Annotated in this window: 16 protein-coding genes; 6 read left to right on the forward strand and 10 right to left on the reverse strand. The window is 65.4% G+C overall.

Annotated features, from left to right (window positions below):
* Positions 1-12: 12 nt before the first annotated feature.
* The 9 genes from GBZ26_RS06815 to GBZ26_RS30600 all read right to left on the reverse strand — a co-directional run bounded on the left by GBZ26_RS06815 (position 13) and on the right by GBZ26_RS30600 (position 8941).
* On the reverse strand, positions 13-1359 hold the full coding sequence (locus GBZ26_RS06815) for an ABC1 kinase family protein (protein ID WP_174438187.1): 1347 nt from the start codon (positions 1357-1359) through the stop codon (positions 13-15).
* Between the two features lie 45 nt (positions 1360-1404).
* Complete coding sequence (locus GBZ26_RS06820) at positions 1405-2448, reverse strand: site-specific integrase (protein ID WP_174438188.1); 1044 nt, start codon at positions 2446-2448, stop codon at positions 1405-1407.
* A 74-nt stretch (positions 2449-2522) separates the two neighbouring features.
* Complete coding sequence (locus GBZ26_RS06825; protein ID WP_174438189.1) at positions 2523-2759, reverse strand: FitA-like ribbon-helix-helix domain-containing protein; 237 nt, start codon at positions 2757-2759, stop codon at positions 2523-2525.
* 76 nt (positions 2760-2835) lie between these two features.
* The gene (locus GBZ26_RS06830; protein WP_174438190.1) at positions 2836-4260 is read right to left on the reverse strand and encodes an FAD-binding oxidoreductase; all 1425 of its coding nucleotides are present in this window, start codon (positions 4258-4260) and stop codon (positions 2836-2838) included.
* A 179-nt stretch (positions 4261-4439) separates the two neighbouring features.
* Entirely contained in the window at positions 4440-4844 is a 405-nt protein-coding gene (locus tag GBZ26_RS06835) for a bacteriohemerythrin (protein WP_174438191.1), read from the reverse strand.
* A gap of 119 nt (positions 4845-4963) precedes the next feature.
* Positions 4964-6013 carry a hypothetical protein gene (locus GBZ26_RS06840; protein ID WP_174438192.1) on the reverse strand — a complete coding sequence of 350 codons (1050 nt, stop codon included), beginning with the start codon at positions 6011-6013 and terminating at the stop codon, positions 4964-4966.
* Positions 6014-6268: 255 nt separating this feature from the next.
* Entirely contained in the window at positions 6269-8071 is a 1803-nt protein-coding gene (locus GBZ26_RS06845) for a M3 family oligoendopeptidase (RefSeq protein ID WP_174438199.1), read from the reverse strand.
* Between the two features lie 169 nt (positions 8072-8240).
* The gene (locus GBZ26_RS06850) at positions 8241-8597 is read right to left on the reverse strand and encodes a hypothetical protein (protein WP_114860556.1); all 357 of its coding nucleotides are present in this window, start codon (positions 8595-8597) and stop codon (positions 8241-8243) included.
* Positions 8598-8809: 212 nt separating this feature from the next.
* Positions 8810-8941 (reverse strand): hypothetical protein, encoded by a 132-nt coding sequence (locus tag GBZ26_RS30600; RefSeq protein WP_282184314.1) that lies wholly within the window; start codon positions 8939-8941, stop codon positions 8810-8812.
* On the opposite strand from GBZ26_RS30600, the gene GBZ26_RS06855 reads away from it, so the two are divergent.
* Together GBZ26_RS06855 and GBZ26_RS06860 are read left to right on the forward strand one after the other, a co-directional pair.
* Positions 8940-9968 carry an extracellular catalytic domain type 1 short-chain-length polyhydroxyalkanoate depolymerase gene (locus GBZ26_RS06855; RefSeq protein WP_174438193.1) on the forward strand — a complete coding sequence of 343 codons (1029 nt, stop codon included), beginning with the start codon at positions 8940-8942 and terminating at the stop codon, positions 9966-9968. The genes GBZ26_RS30600 and GBZ26_RS06855 overlap by 2 nt on opposite strands.
* A 181-nt stretch (positions 9969-10149) precedes the next feature.
* Positions 10150-12072: a propionyl-CoA synthetase gene (locus tag GBZ26_RS06860; protein ID WP_174438194.1), complete on the forward strand. Its 1923-nt coding sequence runs from the start codon at positions 10150-10152 to the stop codon at positions 12070-12072.
* A gap of 61 nt (positions 12073-12133) precedes the next feature.
* On the opposite strand, the gene GBZ26_RS06865 is transcribed toward GBZ26_RS06860, so the two are convergent.
* Positions 12134-12430: a hypothetical protein gene (locus GBZ26_RS06865; RefSeq protein WP_174438195.1), complete on the reverse strand. Its 297-nt coding sequence runs from the start codon at positions 12428-12430 to the stop codon at positions 12134-12136.
* A 324-nt stretch (positions 12431-12754) separates the two neighbouring features.
* Here GBZ26_RS06865 and GBZ26_RS06870 point away from each other — a divergent pair, with 324 nt between their 5' ends.
* The 4 genes from GBZ26_RS06870 to GBZ26_RS06885 all read left to right on the forward strand — a co-directional run bounded on the left by GBZ26_RS06870 (position 12755) and on the right by GBZ26_RS06885 (position 15593).
* Positions 12755-13264, forward strand: a complete 510-nt coding sequence (locus GBZ26_RS06870; protein ID WP_014239953.1) for a sigma-70 family RNA polymerase sigma factor — start codon at positions 12755-12757, stop codon at positions 13262-13264.
* Complete coding sequence (locus GBZ26_RS06875; RefSeq protein ID WP_174438196.1) at positions 13264-14211, forward strand: anti-sigma factor family protein; 948 nt, start codon at positions 13264-13266, stop codon at positions 14209-14211. Before GBZ26_RS06870 ends, GBZ26_RS06875 begins: the two co-directional genes overlap by 1 nt.
* 175 nt (positions 14212-14386) lie before the next feature.
* Positions 14387-15052 carry an SGNH/GDSL hydrolase family protein gene (locus GBZ26_RS06880; protein ID WP_174438197.1) on the forward strand — a complete coding sequence of 222 codons (666 nt, stop codon included), beginning with the start codon at positions 14387-14389 and terminating at the stop codon, positions 15050-15052.
* A gap of 25 nt (positions 15053-15077) precedes the next feature.
* Positions 15078-15593: a tetratricopeptide repeat protein gene (locus tag GBZ26_RS06885; protein WP_174438198.1), complete on the forward strand. Its 516-nt coding sequence runs from the start codon at positions 15078-15080 to the stop codon at positions 15591-15593.
* The last annotated feature ends 14 nt before the right edge of the window (positions 15594-15607 follow it).

The following is a 15607-nucleotide window of genomic DNA, read 5'->3' on the forward strand; positions in this document are numbered from 1 at the left end:
ACGAGTCGGCGGCTATTCGGGCAAAGGGAGGGCCTGGGCGGTCAGGGCGGCGGTCTGGCGGGCGTGCAGGACGTCCACGTCGAAGCCCTGGATCATCTCCTGGAACAGCCGGTACCAGTTCACCTCGGCCTGGAGATGCAGGAAGACGGAGCCCAGACCGATGGCCGCGCGGTCCATGAAGACGAACTCCCGCGGCACCTCCACCCCGCCGACCCGGCGCAGCTCGGCATGGACCTTGGCGGCGGTCTCGCGGCCGTAATGGCCGGAGTTGGTCTCCTCGATGCGGCGGGCGCGGTCGTCCATGATCGGGGCGTAGACGAAGCGCGCCCAGATGTTCAGCACGTCCACCAGCTCTTTGGTCGGGTTGCCGAAGCCCCAGGTGCGGTAGGCCTCCACCGCCTTGTCCTGGTTGCCGGTCTGCAGCGCGTCGTAGAGGTCGATCACCCCCTTCACGAAGCGCGCCGGGAAGACGCGGACGCAGCCGAAATCCAGCAGGTTGATCCCGCGGTCGGGCCGCACCGTGTAGTTTCCCAGATGCGGGTCGCCGTGGATGATGCCGTAGCCGTAGAAGGGCACGTACCAGGCCCGGAACATGTTCATCGCCAGCGCGTCGCGGGCGTCCGGATGGTCCTTGACGAACTCCAGGATCTTGCACCCCTCCACCCATTCCAGCGTCAGCAGGCGCCGGGTGGACAGGTCGGGCACCACCGCCGGCACATGAACGCCGGAAGTGTCGGCCAGCATGGCGCGGTAGAGGCGGGCGTGCTTGGCCTCGCGCTCGTAATCCAGCTCCTCGCGCAGCCGGGCGCCGATCTCGGCCTGGATCTGCTTGGTGGAGATGGCGCTGTCGGTGCGCTCGAAGATGGCGAAGATCAACCCGAGCTGGCGCAGGTCCGCTTCCACGGCGGAGGCCATGTCCGGGTACTGGAGCTTGCAGGCGAGGGTCTGCCCGTCCAGCCCGACGGCGCGGTGCACCTGCCCCAGCGAGGCGGCGGCGGCGGCGGTCTGTTCGAAGTGCCGGAAGCGCTTGTGCCAGGCGGGACCCAGCTCGCTTGCCATGCGGCGCTTGACGAAGGGCCAGCCCATCGACGGCGCGTCGGCCTGGAGCTGCGACAGCTCCTGCACATACTCGCGGGGCAGGGCGTCGGGGATGGTGGACAGCAGTTGCGCCACCTTCATCAACGGTCCCTTCAGCCCGCCCAGCGCGGCGCGCAGTTCGGCGGCGTGGCGATCCCGCTCCAGGGGGATGCCCAGCACCCGTTCCCCGGCGAAACGGGCCGCAAGGCCCCCCACGGCGGTCCCGACCCGCGCATACCGCGCGATCCGGCCGCCAAGCCTGTTCTCATCCGTGTTCGGCATGCCGAATAGGTGGGTGCGGCGAGGCCGAAAGGCGAGTCCATATTGCTATAATGCTGTTATATCAAAAGCACTTTGAGGCCGTGCTTGAAAACGGCGATTGGCAAGCACAGCGTATGCAAGAGGGGATCGTTCGCGCTCAAATAAGGTGGGGAGCGCACCTGCCGCAGCCAACGCAGCCCCAGCAACAGTAATCGCGGGCAAGATATGGCCGCTGCTTAATCCGCTCTTTGTGATTTCTGAATAGAGATTGAGGGTTGGCTCTGGAGCCGCGAGAATAGTTCCTAAGGTAGACAGCATTACAGGTTTTAAGAATTTTTTAACAAGAGACTCTTTTATTTTATTTGTGTCTTCTCGCAATTTATCTCGCGCATCGGAAACTCTGCGTTCTGATGGACTTCCGTTGTTGTACAATTCATCAATAAGCGATTCTATATTTCTTCTAAATGAGTGTAGCAGATATTGATTCTTATCCTTAAAGTTCTTTATTTCATATAAGTCGATTGGGCCATTCCAAGTGGGTAAAATGCCTTCGATAAGGCAGCGTCTCAGATGAGATTTTACTGCTGTTGATCTCTGTTTTCTCCCCTGCTTGGATAAAAGCTCCATATTTTTCAATTCGTTAGTGATTGGTGATATTGGGGTTTCACTTAGGGCGCATATATATTGGGCTAAATAGGACATATACAGCCTAGCGGTCATTTCTTCCATATGGTACCAATAGTTCCATTTAGGCATTGATTTAAATGCAAGACCCATTTCAATTAGAGTTTCATTGAGCTCTGATGATATCATTTTCTCAGAATGGACGGCTCCAGGAAATTTAAGGTTTGCACTCCTGATTGCAATCTGGCGTTCTCTAGATGTATTGGCCTTATAAAAACTATGACTTGGCAACCCATGAGCGCGTAGTACGGCAAGAAATCCTGCCGCAAAATCCCTTGTTTTCTGATGTGGTATGTTAACGAAATGTTGCTCTACAAGTCCTTCTCTTATCAATGATTGCATGAACTCTTCATATTTGTTTGGATTTTCCATGTAATTGAAAGGAACTATGGCATGTAATTTATCTGTGTACAGAAGTGTGTGCATGAGCCAGTTGCTCTTTGGTATATTAATATAGGGAAAATATAAGTGCTGCATTTTTATACTCCAGTCTGATGGATTCAGCAGTTCTTTAAATTACGCATCAGCGGTGTGCTGTCGGAAAGCACACCGTATTTGCGGGCAAGTTCATCCTGCTCCCGCTGGAGTTTCTCAATGAGCGCCGCACGGCCGGGGCGTGCGGCCTGCGACAGGATGGCACCGACCTCCTCCTCGACCGAACGTCCGTTGATCGCGGCGCGTTCGGTCAGAGTCGCGTGCAGCGCTTCGTCGATTTCGAGCCTGACGATCTTGCCCATTTCGCTCTCCTGGGGATCGGTGACACTGTAACCCGCTTGCGCGGGATGGTGCCACCGTTCCGCAGGATTACCGAACTCACCCGCCCGGCGCGATGTTCTGGTTCACGCAGAACAGGTTGGTCGGGTCGTATTGCGCCTTCAGCGCCCGCAGGCGTTTGTAGTTCGGCCCGTAGGCGGCCTGGACGCGCTGTTCGTCGTCGGTGACGAAGTTCACATAGACCCCGCCGGTGGCGTAGGCGGCGGTCCGGTCGGAGACGCCGCGCGCCCATTGGATGCAGGCGCTGTCCTCCGGCGGGGTGTTCCAGCGCGCGTGCACGTTCATGACGAACAGGGCGTCGCGGTGCGGGTAGGCGGTGGCGTCCGCCGGCACGCGGTTGGCCGCCGCGCCGAGCAGGCCGACGAAAATCTCGCACTGGTCGGAGGGCAGCCTCGCGGCCTCCTCGACCAGCAGGTCGATCAGCCCGTCCTCCAACCCGGTGAAGTTCTGCGATTTCCAGTAGTTCCGCGCGCCCGGCACCAGGAGCGGGTCGAAGGCCGCCTGCCACGCCGCGTAGGGCATGAGGCCGGTATGCTCGCCGACCGGCGTGCCCAGCGACAGCACCGGTTCCAGCGCCTTGCGGGCCGCCGCCTCGTCGTCGCCGGCATAGATGACGGGCATGACCACCACCTCCTTGCCGTGCACGTCCGGGGGCAGGAAGGGCAGGGGCGGCGCCTTGCGCAGCACCATCCAGGCGGTGGCCTCGTCCGGCAGGGCCGCCGTGGCGTCGCGGTAGCGGCGCATCAGGTCGCCAGCCCCTGCGAAGGGATGGACGACCAGCCCGGCGAACACCATCGGCCCCACGGGATGCAGGCGGAAGGTGAAGGAGGTGACGATGCCGAAATTACCGCCGCCGCCGCGGATGGCCCAGAAGAGGTCGGCGTTCTCGTCGGCGCTGGCGCGCAGGAACTTCCCGTCGGCGGTGACCACGTCGGCGGCCAACAGATTGTCCACCGTCAGCCCGTGTTTGCGGGTCAGCCAGCCGAACCCGCCGCCCAGCGTCAGCCCGGCGATGCCGGTGGTGGAGTTGATGCCGACCGGAACGGCCAGCCCGAAGGCCTGCGTCTCCCGGTCGAGGTCGCCCAGCGTGGCGCCGGGCGCCACCCGCGCCGTCCGGCTGATGGGGTCGACATGGACGAAGCGCAACGCGCTGAGGTCGATCAGCAGGCCGCCGTCGCACAGGGAATTGCCGGCGATGTTGTGACCGCCGCCGCGCACCGAGACCAGCAGCCCGTTCTCCCGCGCGAAGCGCACCGCCTGCATGACGTCGGCGGCCCCGGCGCAGCGGGCGATCAGGCCGGGCCGGCGGTCGATCATGGCGTTCCAGATCGTCCGGGCCTCGTCATAGCCCGGCGACTGCGGGGTCAGCAGCGGGCCACGCAGACGGGCGGCAAGATCGTTGACGGCTTCCTGGGAAAGGGTCGCGTCCCGCCGGTCGGCGGTGCGAAGCGTGAAATCGCCCATCAAGCACCTCCCACGTCAAAGCAGCAATTTTCGCGAATATCCGGAGCGGATTGGCGCAACAAGGGTAAAGTTTCGCCCGTGTTCAGGCCATCCGGGAAAGGGCTCCCTCCGGTGTTCTTCCGGACGGAGCCACCCCTCAATTCGGTGTTCGCTCGGCTTTGACGGTGGAGGGCGGTGGATTAGCCGCCCTGGCTGCGGATCCAGGCGGCGGTGGCGCTGTCCATGGTGTTCTTGTGGTTGATGAACCACTCCGGCACGACCTCGGTCAGGTAACCGCGGACCAGCGCCAGATTGCCGGCGGCCACGCGCTTGGCGATGCCTTCCAGCTCCAGGCGGACGCGGTTGTGCTCGTGCACATGGATGGGCGTCGGCGGGAAACCGTACTGGTGCATCAACTCCTCCTCGCGGGCCAGATGGTCGCGGAGGTGCTGGGCGAAGGCGGTGAAATGGGCGGGCAGGTCGGCGTCCGATGCCTTGGCGGCTTCGGCCAGCAGCTCGACGGTTTCCTTGTGGTCGGCGTCGATGATGGCGTTGCCGACTTCCAGGGATGGGCTCCAGGCGGGGATCGAGGGTGCGATGGACATGGCGGGAGTCTGATCCGTTCGGTCGTGGATGTGCGGGTCCAGGACAACCTTATGCCATCGGGTCCGGGCCGGTTCTTGACGACGATCAAGCAGTTGCATGATCTCCGCCCTCCGGCCGGTCAGAAAGTCTTGGACCATTGCTCCCCGATGACCTTGCGCAACCGATCCGGAACGAAGGCATGAGAGCCCAGATCGAACTGGAACGGACTGTCCCGGAACACGAATCTCCAGAATTCCGGGTGCCAGTAATGAAAAAGGACGGGCGTGTAATTCTCGTGGAAGCCGCTGGCCAGTCCAAGGTTCTTCGGCGACAGATACGTTGCCTTATGACCAAAAAATTCCGCTTCGCAGCCAGTGCTGGAGCTGATTGTGATGATGTGAAGACTTCTTGATCTGGCCAAGAGATGATAGGTGTTGCTGTGCGTCACCCTGCTGGTGGGGAAGACCTCCATCCATTCCCTGGTGATCCGTGAATCCGGTTCGTTCGGGTGTGGCTTGATCCAGGTGGGGCGATCTCCGACCAGTGTCCTCAAGGTTTCCCGATGCTGGCCGACGGTGACGAACGAACCGTTGTGGATGGTGGTCGCGTCGAAGGACATTTGCGAGAAGAAGACGATGGCTTCCTCTTCAACATCGGTGTCAAGATTCGCAAAGCGGCCGCGGGTGTAATTGACCTCCGCGGCGATGAAATCCCGGCTCAGGCGGAACTTCTCGATCCTGCGCCGGATCGATGGAACGTTGGAGTGAAAGGACAGGACAAGATCGCCTAGGAACCTCACCGGGTGAACGCGCACGTCGATGAACGGAATGCCAAGCTCGTTGAGAGCATCGAGCATGGATGGGGCGCATTCGAAGATAAACAGGAAGCAACCACTGAACAGATCCTTCACGAGGGATCCAAAGGCATCCGGGGCAGGGCGCCCATCGTAGATCGATGCCCAGCGATCCCGCACACCCTCGCCGCGCTCCCCATAGAGGCGATCGTAAAGCTCTGGATACGACATCGTGGGCAGAGAACGATCGGATGCCGCGACCTCATCGAAGAGATCGGCAAGAGATCCCCGAAAAACAGCTTCGATCCATCGGACGTTGGCGCCGTAGAATTGAAAATCCGGACTGGCGCGCAGCACATCCCCACAAAAAAGCAATTTACGAGGGAGTTCTTTCATTGATATCTCCACGAAATGCGCCTTTTTTATTTTGATTGCGTGAAATTTATTCTGAATTTAGTCTTTTTGAGGAGACTTGATGGCGATGGTCGCGTTGCGGAATAGCGGCGCGTCCGGCGATCCTGCCGCAGGAAACGGGTGGAGATCAAGGTTCGGGGGCGAGGCAACATCGCCATCAATCATGGCGCCGCACCAGCCCGCCTTCCGTATGGTGGGGAAGGCTGCCCCGGCCCGCCGGACAGGGGCAGCGCGTCCTTACGCCTTTTCCAGCTCGTCGACGAAGCCGCGGATGACGTTCAGCCCCTTCTGCCAGAAGGCCGGGTCGCTGGCGTCCAGCCCGAAGGGAGCCAGAAGCTCCTGGTGGCGCAGCGTGCCGCCCGCCGACAGCATCGCCAGATACTTCTCCGCGAAGCCCTTCTCCGACTCCTGGTAGACCGCGTAGAGCGAGTTCACCAGGCAATCGCCGAACGCGTAGGCGTAGACGTAGAAGGGCGAGTGGATGAAGTGCGGGATGTAGGACCAGTAGTTCCGGTAGCCCTCGTCGAAGCGCAGCGCCGGGCCGAGGCTCTCGGTCTGCACCGCCATCCAGATCTCGCCCAGCCGCTCGGCGGTCAGTTCGCCCTCGCGGCGCTCGGTGTGGACGCGGCGCTCGAAGTCGAAGAAGGCGATCTGGCGGACCACCGTGTTCAGCATGTCCTCGACCTTGGAGGCCAGCATGATCTTGCGGCGCTTCGGGTCCGTCTCGCGGTCGAGCAAGGCGCGGAAGGTCAGCATCTCGCCGAACACCGACGCGGTCTCGGCCAGCGTCAGCGGGGTGTCGGACAGCAGGTGCCCCTGGCCGCCGGCCAGGATCTGGTGCACGCCGTGGCCCAGCTCATGCGCCAGCGTCATCACGTCGCGCGTCTTGCCCTGGTAGTTGACCAGCAGATAGGGGTGGACGCTGGGCACCGTCGGGTGGGCGAAGGCGCCCGGCGCCTTGCCGGGGCGCACCGGCGCGTCGATCCAGGCGTTGTCGAAGAAGCGCTTGCCGAGATCCGCCAGATCCGGCGAGAAGCGGCCATAGGCGCCCAATACGAGATCGCGCGCCTCGTCCCACCGGATGCTGCGGTCGGTGTCGTCGGGTAGCGGCGCGTTGCGGTCCCAGTAATCCAGATGGTCCTGCCCGAACCACTTGGCCTTCATCGCGTAGTAGCGGTGGGACAGCGCCGGGTAGGCGTCCTTCACCGCCGCGGCCAGCGCGTCCACCACCTCGTCCTCGACGCGGTTGGACAGGTTGCGGGCCGACGTGGGCGCCTTGTAGTTGCGCCACTTGTCGTCGATCTCCTTGTCCTTGGCCAGCGTGTTGGTGACCAGGGCGAACAGGCGGATGTTGTCGCCCATCACCCGGCCGATCACCGTCCCGGCCTCCTTGCGGACCTCCTGGCGGCGGTCGGACAGGCGGTTCAGCGCCTCCGCGCAGGTCAGCTCCTTGCCGCCGATTGGGAAGCGCAAGCTGGCGATGGTCTCGTCGAACAGGCGGTTCCAGGCGGCGCGCCCGACCACATGCTTCTCGTGGAGCAGGCGTTCGACCTCGTCGGAGAGCTGGTGCTCGCGGAACAGGCGGACGTCGCGCAGCCAGGGGGCGTAGCGGGCGAGGTCCTTCGACGCCTTCAGCTTGGCGTCCAGCACCTTGTCCTCCAGCCGGTTGATCTCCAGCGTGAAGAAGACGAGGTGGGTGGAGATGCCGTTCACCCGCTCCTGCGCCGACTGGTAGAACTTGGCGATGGCCGGGTCGGTCATGTTGCCGTTGTAGACCAGCCCGGCGTAGGACATCACCCGCGACAGCACCTCGTCGATGTGCTCGTACTCGCGGATGGCGGCGGCGAAGGCGTTGCCGTCCAGTCCGGCCAGCTTGGTCGCGTACTTTTCATAGAAGTCCTTGGACGCGCCCTCCATCCGCTCCAGGTCGGCCTTCAGCTCCGGCGACTCCATGCCCGGATAGAGGTCCGTCAGGTCCCAGGAGGGCAGGGTGCCGAGGTCCGGACCGTCCCCGGTGGCGGCCAGGGCGGTGTCGGGCATGGTGGTCTGGGGAGCGCCAGGGAAATTGCCAATCGGGTGCCGGGTGGCGCTGCGGGTCATCTGTCCCTCCGTTCTGGGCTTTGGCCATACTGGGCTTTGGCCGTTCTGTGCTTGGAACGGGATATAAGCGCCGCGCGGGTTCGGGGGAAGGCTGCGCTGCGGCGCCCGCTCAGGGAGCCTGGCTTTCCTGCGCGCGGCGGATCGCCGCCTCCACGCATTGCAGGTGCAGCTTCTTGCGGGCGAGCTGGCGGGTCCGCCGCTCCTCCAGGTCGGTGGTGGGCATCGCCTCGATGGCGCAGCCGCGCCAGCCGTTGGCGTCCAGCGCGCGGGCGACCTCCGCATAACCGAAATAGCCCTTGTCCGGCTGCTCCCACGGCGCGCGGAAATCGGCGCGGCGCAGGACGAAGCGGTTGGACTGGCTGGACCCGCCGAGACTGGTCAGCCGGGCCACGATCAGCCGTTCGCCGTTCGGGTGGACGACGGTCAGAATCGGGCGGATGCCGAAGACGGGCGGGTCGCTGCTCATGGGGACATGCATAGCGTTCCGGTCTCCAATAGGCCAGAGACAAGGCCGACGCAGAGGGAACCCGATCACGGACAGGGCGTCGCGGCCTGTGAAAAATGAACGCAGCCATACTCAAGTATGCGATTGGATTGGCCGTTTAAAAATTAGCGGTTCACAAGTGATTGTTGCGTGTCTTCTATGGGAATTGGTGAGGCGATTTGATGTTCAACGAATCAGTCCTCCCAAGGTGGGAAGGAGATGGCGGCGATGACATTATTGGTGCGCTTACGAAAGCCGATTTTGGCGGCGTTCTTCCTCTTGTCGTGGCTTTTCCCCGTCGCCGCGGCCCAGCCGCAGCAGGCCATGCCCGTCGAGCTCCCCGCCGGCACCTATGACGCGCAGGGCACCGCCCTGTCGGCCCTGGTCTATGTGCCGGACGGCGCGCGGGCGCGCGGCAAGGCGCCCCTGCTGGTCCTGCTTCACGGCTGCGAGCAGGATGCCCGCACCTTCTTCGAGGATTCGGGCTGGAAGGACATGGCTGACGCCCATGGCTTCGTCGCCCTGCTGCCGGCGCAGAAGCACAATCTGCTGTCGATGGCGGGAACCGGGGGCTTCGGGCGCTACGGCAACCCGCTCGGTTGCTTCAACTTCGCCGACCGGCTGAACAGCCCGCTGAAGGGCTTCGTGCCGAGCGAGGCGGCGGCCATCGCCTCGATGGTCGGTGCCGTCGTCTCCGGCAAGGGGCTGGGCGCCAAAGGCCCGGCGGTGGACGCCGAACAGGTGTCCGTCACCGGCCTGTCGGCGGGTGCGGGTATGGCCGCGGTTCTGCTGGCCGACTATTCGCAGGTCTTCGCGGGCGGGGCGCTGTTCGCCGGCGTGCCGGTGATGTGTGCGCAGAGCATGCAGTCTGCCGCCTCGCTCTGCGGCATCTCGGTTATGCGCGCCTGTGCCGAGGTAAAGGCGCGCTCCGGCGGCTACGACAGCCGCGAATGGACGAAGGCGGTCCAGCGTGCCCAGCACTCCGCCGGGCGTCCGCGCGTGCTGATCGTCCAGGGGACGGCGGACTGCACCGTGGACCCGCAGAACGCCCTCTACCTGACCAACCAATGGACGGCCTTCCACGGCTTGAAGGCGGATGCCCCCGTGGTCATCGGGCAGGAGCCGTCCTGGCCGGACCGCGCCGTGCGCCAGGGCTTCGCCCCGGCGGGGGCCAACGCCCTGTGGGTGGAGACGGTGCTGCTGAAGGGCGTCGGCCACGTCATGCCCATCGACACCCGCAACCCGCAGCGCCCCTGCGGGCGGGTGCGGGTGTCGGAGACGAAGACCTACATCGAGGATGTCGGCTTCTGCGGCGCGGCGCTGGCCGCCGGCTTCCTGCAACTGGAGCGGTAACACCCGCTGGAGGGGTGGCGGAGGGCTCCGGCGCTCACGAAAGTGGTGCGACAGCCCGCCGCACCTTCCGGAATGCCGTTTGCCAAACGATGCAGATTTGACGCAGATTGGGGCGCTGCGTGAACGTTCATTGCGCGGCTGCGGAGAAACGCGAACCAAACAAAATATAAGGGACGCCCCCATGAGCCAAAGCTCGGCCGATCGCTATAACCAGATGCATGCCCGTTCCCTGTCCGATCCCGACGGATTCTGGGGCGAGGCGGCGGAAGACATCACCTGGATCAAGCGCTGGGACAAGGTGCTGGACGACAGCAACGCGCCCTTCTACCGCTGGTTCACCGGCGGCGTCCTGAACACCTGCTACAACGCCGTCGACCGCCATGTGGAGGCCGGACGCGGCGCCCAGGCGGCGATCATCTACGACAGCCCGGTCACCAAGACCGTGCAGACCATCACCTACGCCGAGCTTCAGGATCAGGTCGCCCGCTTCGCCGGCGCGCTGCGCGCCCAGGGCGTGGAAAAGGGCGACCGCGTCATCCTCTACATGCCGATGATCCCGCAGTCGCTGGTCGCCATGCTGGCCTGCGCGCGTCTCGGCGCCGTGCATTCGGTGGTGTTCGGCGGCTTCGCCCCGCACGAGCTGGCGACCCGCATCAACGACTCGCGGCCGAAGGCCATCGTCTCGGCCTCCTGCGGCATCGAGCCGAACCGCGTCGTCAAGTACAAGCCGATGCTCGACGCCGCCATCGAGCAGGCGGAGCACAAGCCGTCCAGCGTCATCGTCTTCCAGCGTCCGCAGGAGACCGCGACCCTGGTCGAGGGCCGCGACGTGGATTGGGCGGAGGCCGTCGCCAAGGCCGAGCCGGCGGAATGCGTGCCGGTGGCCGCCACCGACCCACTCTACATCCTCTACACCTCGGGCACCACGGGCCAGCCGAAGGGCGTCATCCGCGACAACGGCGGCCACGCCGTGGCGCTGAAGTGGACGATGAGGAACATCTACAACGTCGAGCCGGGCGAGGTGTACTGGGCGGCGTCGGACGTGGGCTGGGTCGTCGGCCACTCCTACATCGTCTACGGCCCGCTGCTGCACGGCTGCACCACGGTGGTGTTCGAGGGCAAGCCGGTGGGCACGCCGGACGCCGGCACCTTCTGGCGGGTGATCGAGCAGCACAAGATCGGCACGCTGTTCACCGCCCCGACCGCTTTCCGCGCCATCAAGCGCGAGGACCCCAACGCCGAGCTGCTGAAGAAGTACGACCTGTCGCACTTCCGCGCCTTGTTCCTGGCCGGCGAGCGGTCGGACCCCGACACGCTGCATTGGGCCGAGGACAATCTGAACGTTCCGGTCATCGACCACTGGTGGCAGACCGAGACCGGCTGGGCGATCTCCGGCAATCCGTTGGGCGTGCATCTGTTCCCGATCAAGTACGGCTCCGCCACCCGCCCGATGCCGGGCTGGGACGTGCAGATCCTGAACGCCGAGAACAAGGAAGTGCCGCGCGGCGACATCGGCGCCATCTGCGTGAAGCTGCCGCTGCCTCCGGGCACGCTGCCGACGCTGTGGAACGCCGACGACCGCTACAGGAAGTCGTACCTGTCCGACTATCCCGGCTACTACCAGACCGGTGACGCGGGCTTCATCGACGACGACGGCTACGTCTACATCATGGCCCGCACCGACGACATCATCAACGTCGCCGGCCACCGCCTGTCCACCGGCGGCATGGAGGAGGTTCTGGCCAGCCACAAGGACGTGGCGGAATGCGCGGTGATCGGCGTCGCCGACGACCTGAAGGGGCAGGTGCCGCTGGGCTTCCTCTGCCTGAAGGCCGGCGTGACCCGCCCGCACGAGGAGATCGTCAAGGAGGTGGTCCAGCTGGTGCGCGAGCAGATCGGCCCGGTCGCCGACTTCAAGCGCGCCGTGGTGGTGGAGCGCCTGCCGAAGACCCGCTCCGGCAAGATCCTGCGCGGCACCATGCAGAAGATCGCCGACAACCAGGATTACAAGACCCCCGCGACCATCGACGATCCGGGCATCCTGCCGGAGATCGCCGAGGCGCTGCAATCGCTGGGCTACGCCAAGGCGCATCAGGCCGGTTGATCGGTTCTGCGCTTGATTCCCCTTCCCCGGCACCGTCCGGGGGAGGGGTTTTCTTTTTCGGCTAAGCTTTGTCCAGCGCGGCCAAGGAATCGTCCAGCTCGTCCAGCCGGGCCTGTTCGGCTTCCAGTTCCGCCAACGCGCGGCGGGCGTTGGCGATGTCGAGGTCGAGCTGGTCGCGCCGCCGCCGGATCAGGTCTTCCAGAGGGGTCAGTTCCGCCATGGCCAGCGCCTGGGCGATGGCCGCGTTGCTGCCGCCGCCCAGCGCCAGGCGCAGCATGCGCGTGGTCGGGCGGATGCCCTGGGCCTCCAGGTGGCGGGCGGTGACCAGAATCTCGATGGTGTCGTGATGGCGTGCCATGGCCCCGCCCTTATGACGCAGTGCGGTGGATTGTGCCAAGCCGCGCGCCGGAACAGGCGGCTCATCCGCGCGCAGCGGCGATTTGCCACAAGGTGGCGCTCCAAGGGGGACGCTTTTCGGTCCCGCCACCTTTCCGCCGAATTTTTGCTGCACGGGCATCAAAGTCTGGAATAAACGAAGAGCGGGGGGCGTTCATCCTGGCGTACCGGGTCCTGAATGGGGCTCGGCCCTGGGAGGCCGCGCCACCCGTTCCTACCTGAAGGAGTGCCATGATCCGCCAACCGGCGGTCCGTGGAGCCTTCGAGGCAACAATCGGGTGCGCGGTTGAGCACGTTCGGGGTCGAGCTGGAAGTCCACATTGCGTCGCTGCGCCGCTACGCGCGCGCGTTGCTGCGCAACCGTTCGGATGCCGAGGATCTGGTGCAGGAGGCGTTGACGCGGGCGGTGGCGCGCGCCGACACCTTCAAGGCGGGGACGAACCTGCGGGCATGGCTTTTCACCATCCTGCACAACGTCCATGTCAATCAGGTCCGCTCCAAAGCGTCGCGGCCCGACGAGGTCGATGTGGACAGCGTCGAGTCGAAGCTGGTGACGCCGGCCCGGCAGGAGGAACGTGTGGAGTTGCGCGAGATGATGCGCGCGCTCGACGACCTGCCGGAGGAACAGCGCAAGGTGCTGCTCCTCGTCGCGCTGGAGGGCCTGAAATACGAGGAGGTCGCCGAGACGCTCGGCGTGCCGATCGGGACCGTCATGTCGCGCCTCTCGCGGGCGCGCGAGGCGGTCAGGGCGAAGCTGGCGAACGAGGGCTCGGTGGCCCTCAGGCGGGTGAAGTGATGAACGCGCATTGCGTAACGGACGACGAACTGCATGCCTACGTGGATGGGCAACTGGCTCCGGAACGCCGGCTCTTCGTTGAGCGATGGCTGGCCGACGACCCGGATGCCGCCCGCCGGGCCGAGGATTACCGCGCCCAGGCCGCGTTGCTGCACGAGCTCTTCGACCCGGTGCTGCGCGAGCCGGCCAGCGGCCCGGTCGAGGAGTTGACGGGCAAGCTGCGCGGGCGCATGCCCGGCAACGACAACGCCGGCCCCTGGCACGCCCGTTCCTGGGTGCGCATGGCCGCGGCGGTGATGCTGATCGTCGGCGGTGCCGGCGGCGGCTGGCTGGGCCGCGGCGCGGTGGACCAGTCGCCGGTCGTCCAGCAGCGCCAGACGCTCCAGACCTTCGCCGAGGAAGCCACCCAGGCCCACCGCTTCTACACCTCCGACGAGCGCTTCCAGGTCGAGCTTGGCGCCGACAACCAGGACGAGCTGAACAGCTGGCTGTCCAAGCGCGTCGGGCGCGACGTCTTCGGCCCGGACCTGGGCAAGGTCGGCCTGCGGTTGATCGGCGGGCGGTCGCTGCCCACCGAACTGGGCGCCGGCGCCCAGTACATGTACGTGAACGAGGCGAACAAGCGCGTCACCCTGTTCGTCGGTGCCCCGCGCTCCGGCAACCCGGCCAAGTTCGGCTTCTCGCAGAACGGCGACGTGGCGACCATCTACTGGGTGGAGGGGCCGCTGGCCTACGCGCTGGCCGGGCGGATGTCCAAGGAGGACCTGCTGCGCGTCGCCGAGGCCGTCTACAACGACGTCAAGGCCGGCCCGCGCCGCCCCGAACCGGAGCCGCAGAACCAGCAGAACCAGCAGCCGCCGCAGGACCAGCAGCCCCAGCAGCAGCAGGACCAGCCGCCGGCCGGGGTCCAGCCGATCAGCGACACGCACAAGCCGAAGGACAGTTGAGGCGGGGAGTGACGTGATTTGCGAGGGGCGGCCGCCACCCCTCGCGCACCCCGTCAAAGGGTGGCGTGGCCCCTGAACCCAAAGGGTTGAAACAGCTCTCCTCTCTTCGTTTTCCAGTTTGCCCCCAGCCTGCCACCGCTCCACAATGCACCCGTGACGGCGTGGATCATGGGGCATGCGGGACTGGTTCTTCATCGGCGACAGCCACGTGCAATCCTTCGAGATCGCCGCGACGATCCGCCTGCTCGACCGGCCGGCGCGCTGTCTTCTGGTTCCGGGAGCGACCTCGGTTGGGCTGCGCAACCCGGAAAGCCGGACTCATGCGGTCGCTCTCTTCAAGGACGCCTTGCTGCCCGCCGATCCGAAAGCCATTCCGGTGATCCAGCTTGGCGAGGTCGATTGCGGATTCGTCATCTGGTGGCGGGCGCAGAGGCACGGCGACGGCGTCGAGCGGCAGCTGGAGGAGTCGGTGGCCGCCTGCGCCGCCTTCGTGGACGATCTGCTGGAGGGCGGCTATCCCACGCTGGTGCTGACCGGGGCGGTGCTGCCGACCATCCGGGACGGCGAGACCCGCGGCAATGTGGCGCGTGCCCGGCATGAGGTCACCGCCACGCTGCGCCAGCGCACCGAACTGACCCACCGCTACAACGCCCGCCTGCGCGACGAGGCGGAGGCACGCGGGTTGCCCTTCGTCGACATCACGCCGCGCATCACCGACCCGGAGAGCGGGCTGGTCGCCGAGGCGTTCCGCAGCCCGAATCCCGGCGACCACCACCTCCACCCCATCCGCGCCGCCGAGGTTTGGGCGGAAGCGCTGAACGCGTTGGACTTGCGGTCATGATCCGATTGTCAGCACAGGGGGCCGCGTGAACGACGCGCTGGACTTCCTCCGCGCGGGTGCTACCGCGCTCCAGCGGGGTGACCGGGCGGTGGCGCAACGCCAAGTGGTCCGTGCGCTGGCGCTGGTCCCCGGCCACGGCGAAGCCTGGAACATCCTCGGCGTTCTGGCCGTCTCCGCGGGCGATCCCGCGGGAGGCGAGGCGCGCTTCCGCCGGGCCTCCGCCTGCGCGCCGGAGAACCCCGCCTACGCGCGCAGCCAAGCGGAATGCCTGAAACGCCAGGGACGGGCGGACCGGGCGGCGGCTCTGCTGGCCGGCGCCGTGCGCCGCGGCGCGTTGTCGCCGGATCTCGCCTGCGATCTCGCAGACCTGCGGCTGGGCGCGCGGGATGTCGCCGCCGCTACGGCGCTCTACCGGCTGGCGCTGACGCTGGCCCCCGGCCATGCCCGCAGTCAGAACAATCTGGCGGAGGCGCTGGGCAAGGCGGAACGGGCGGACGCGGCGGCCGAAGCCTTGCCCAGCGCCCCCGCCAGATTGTTCTGACTGCGGGCATGGCC

Origin of the sequence: Azospirillum formosense (genome assembly GCF_013340925.1) — a bacterium.
Taxonomy (GTDB): Bacteria; Pseudomonadota; Alphaproteobacteria; order Azospirillales; family Azospirillaceae; genus Azospirillum; species Azospirillum formosense.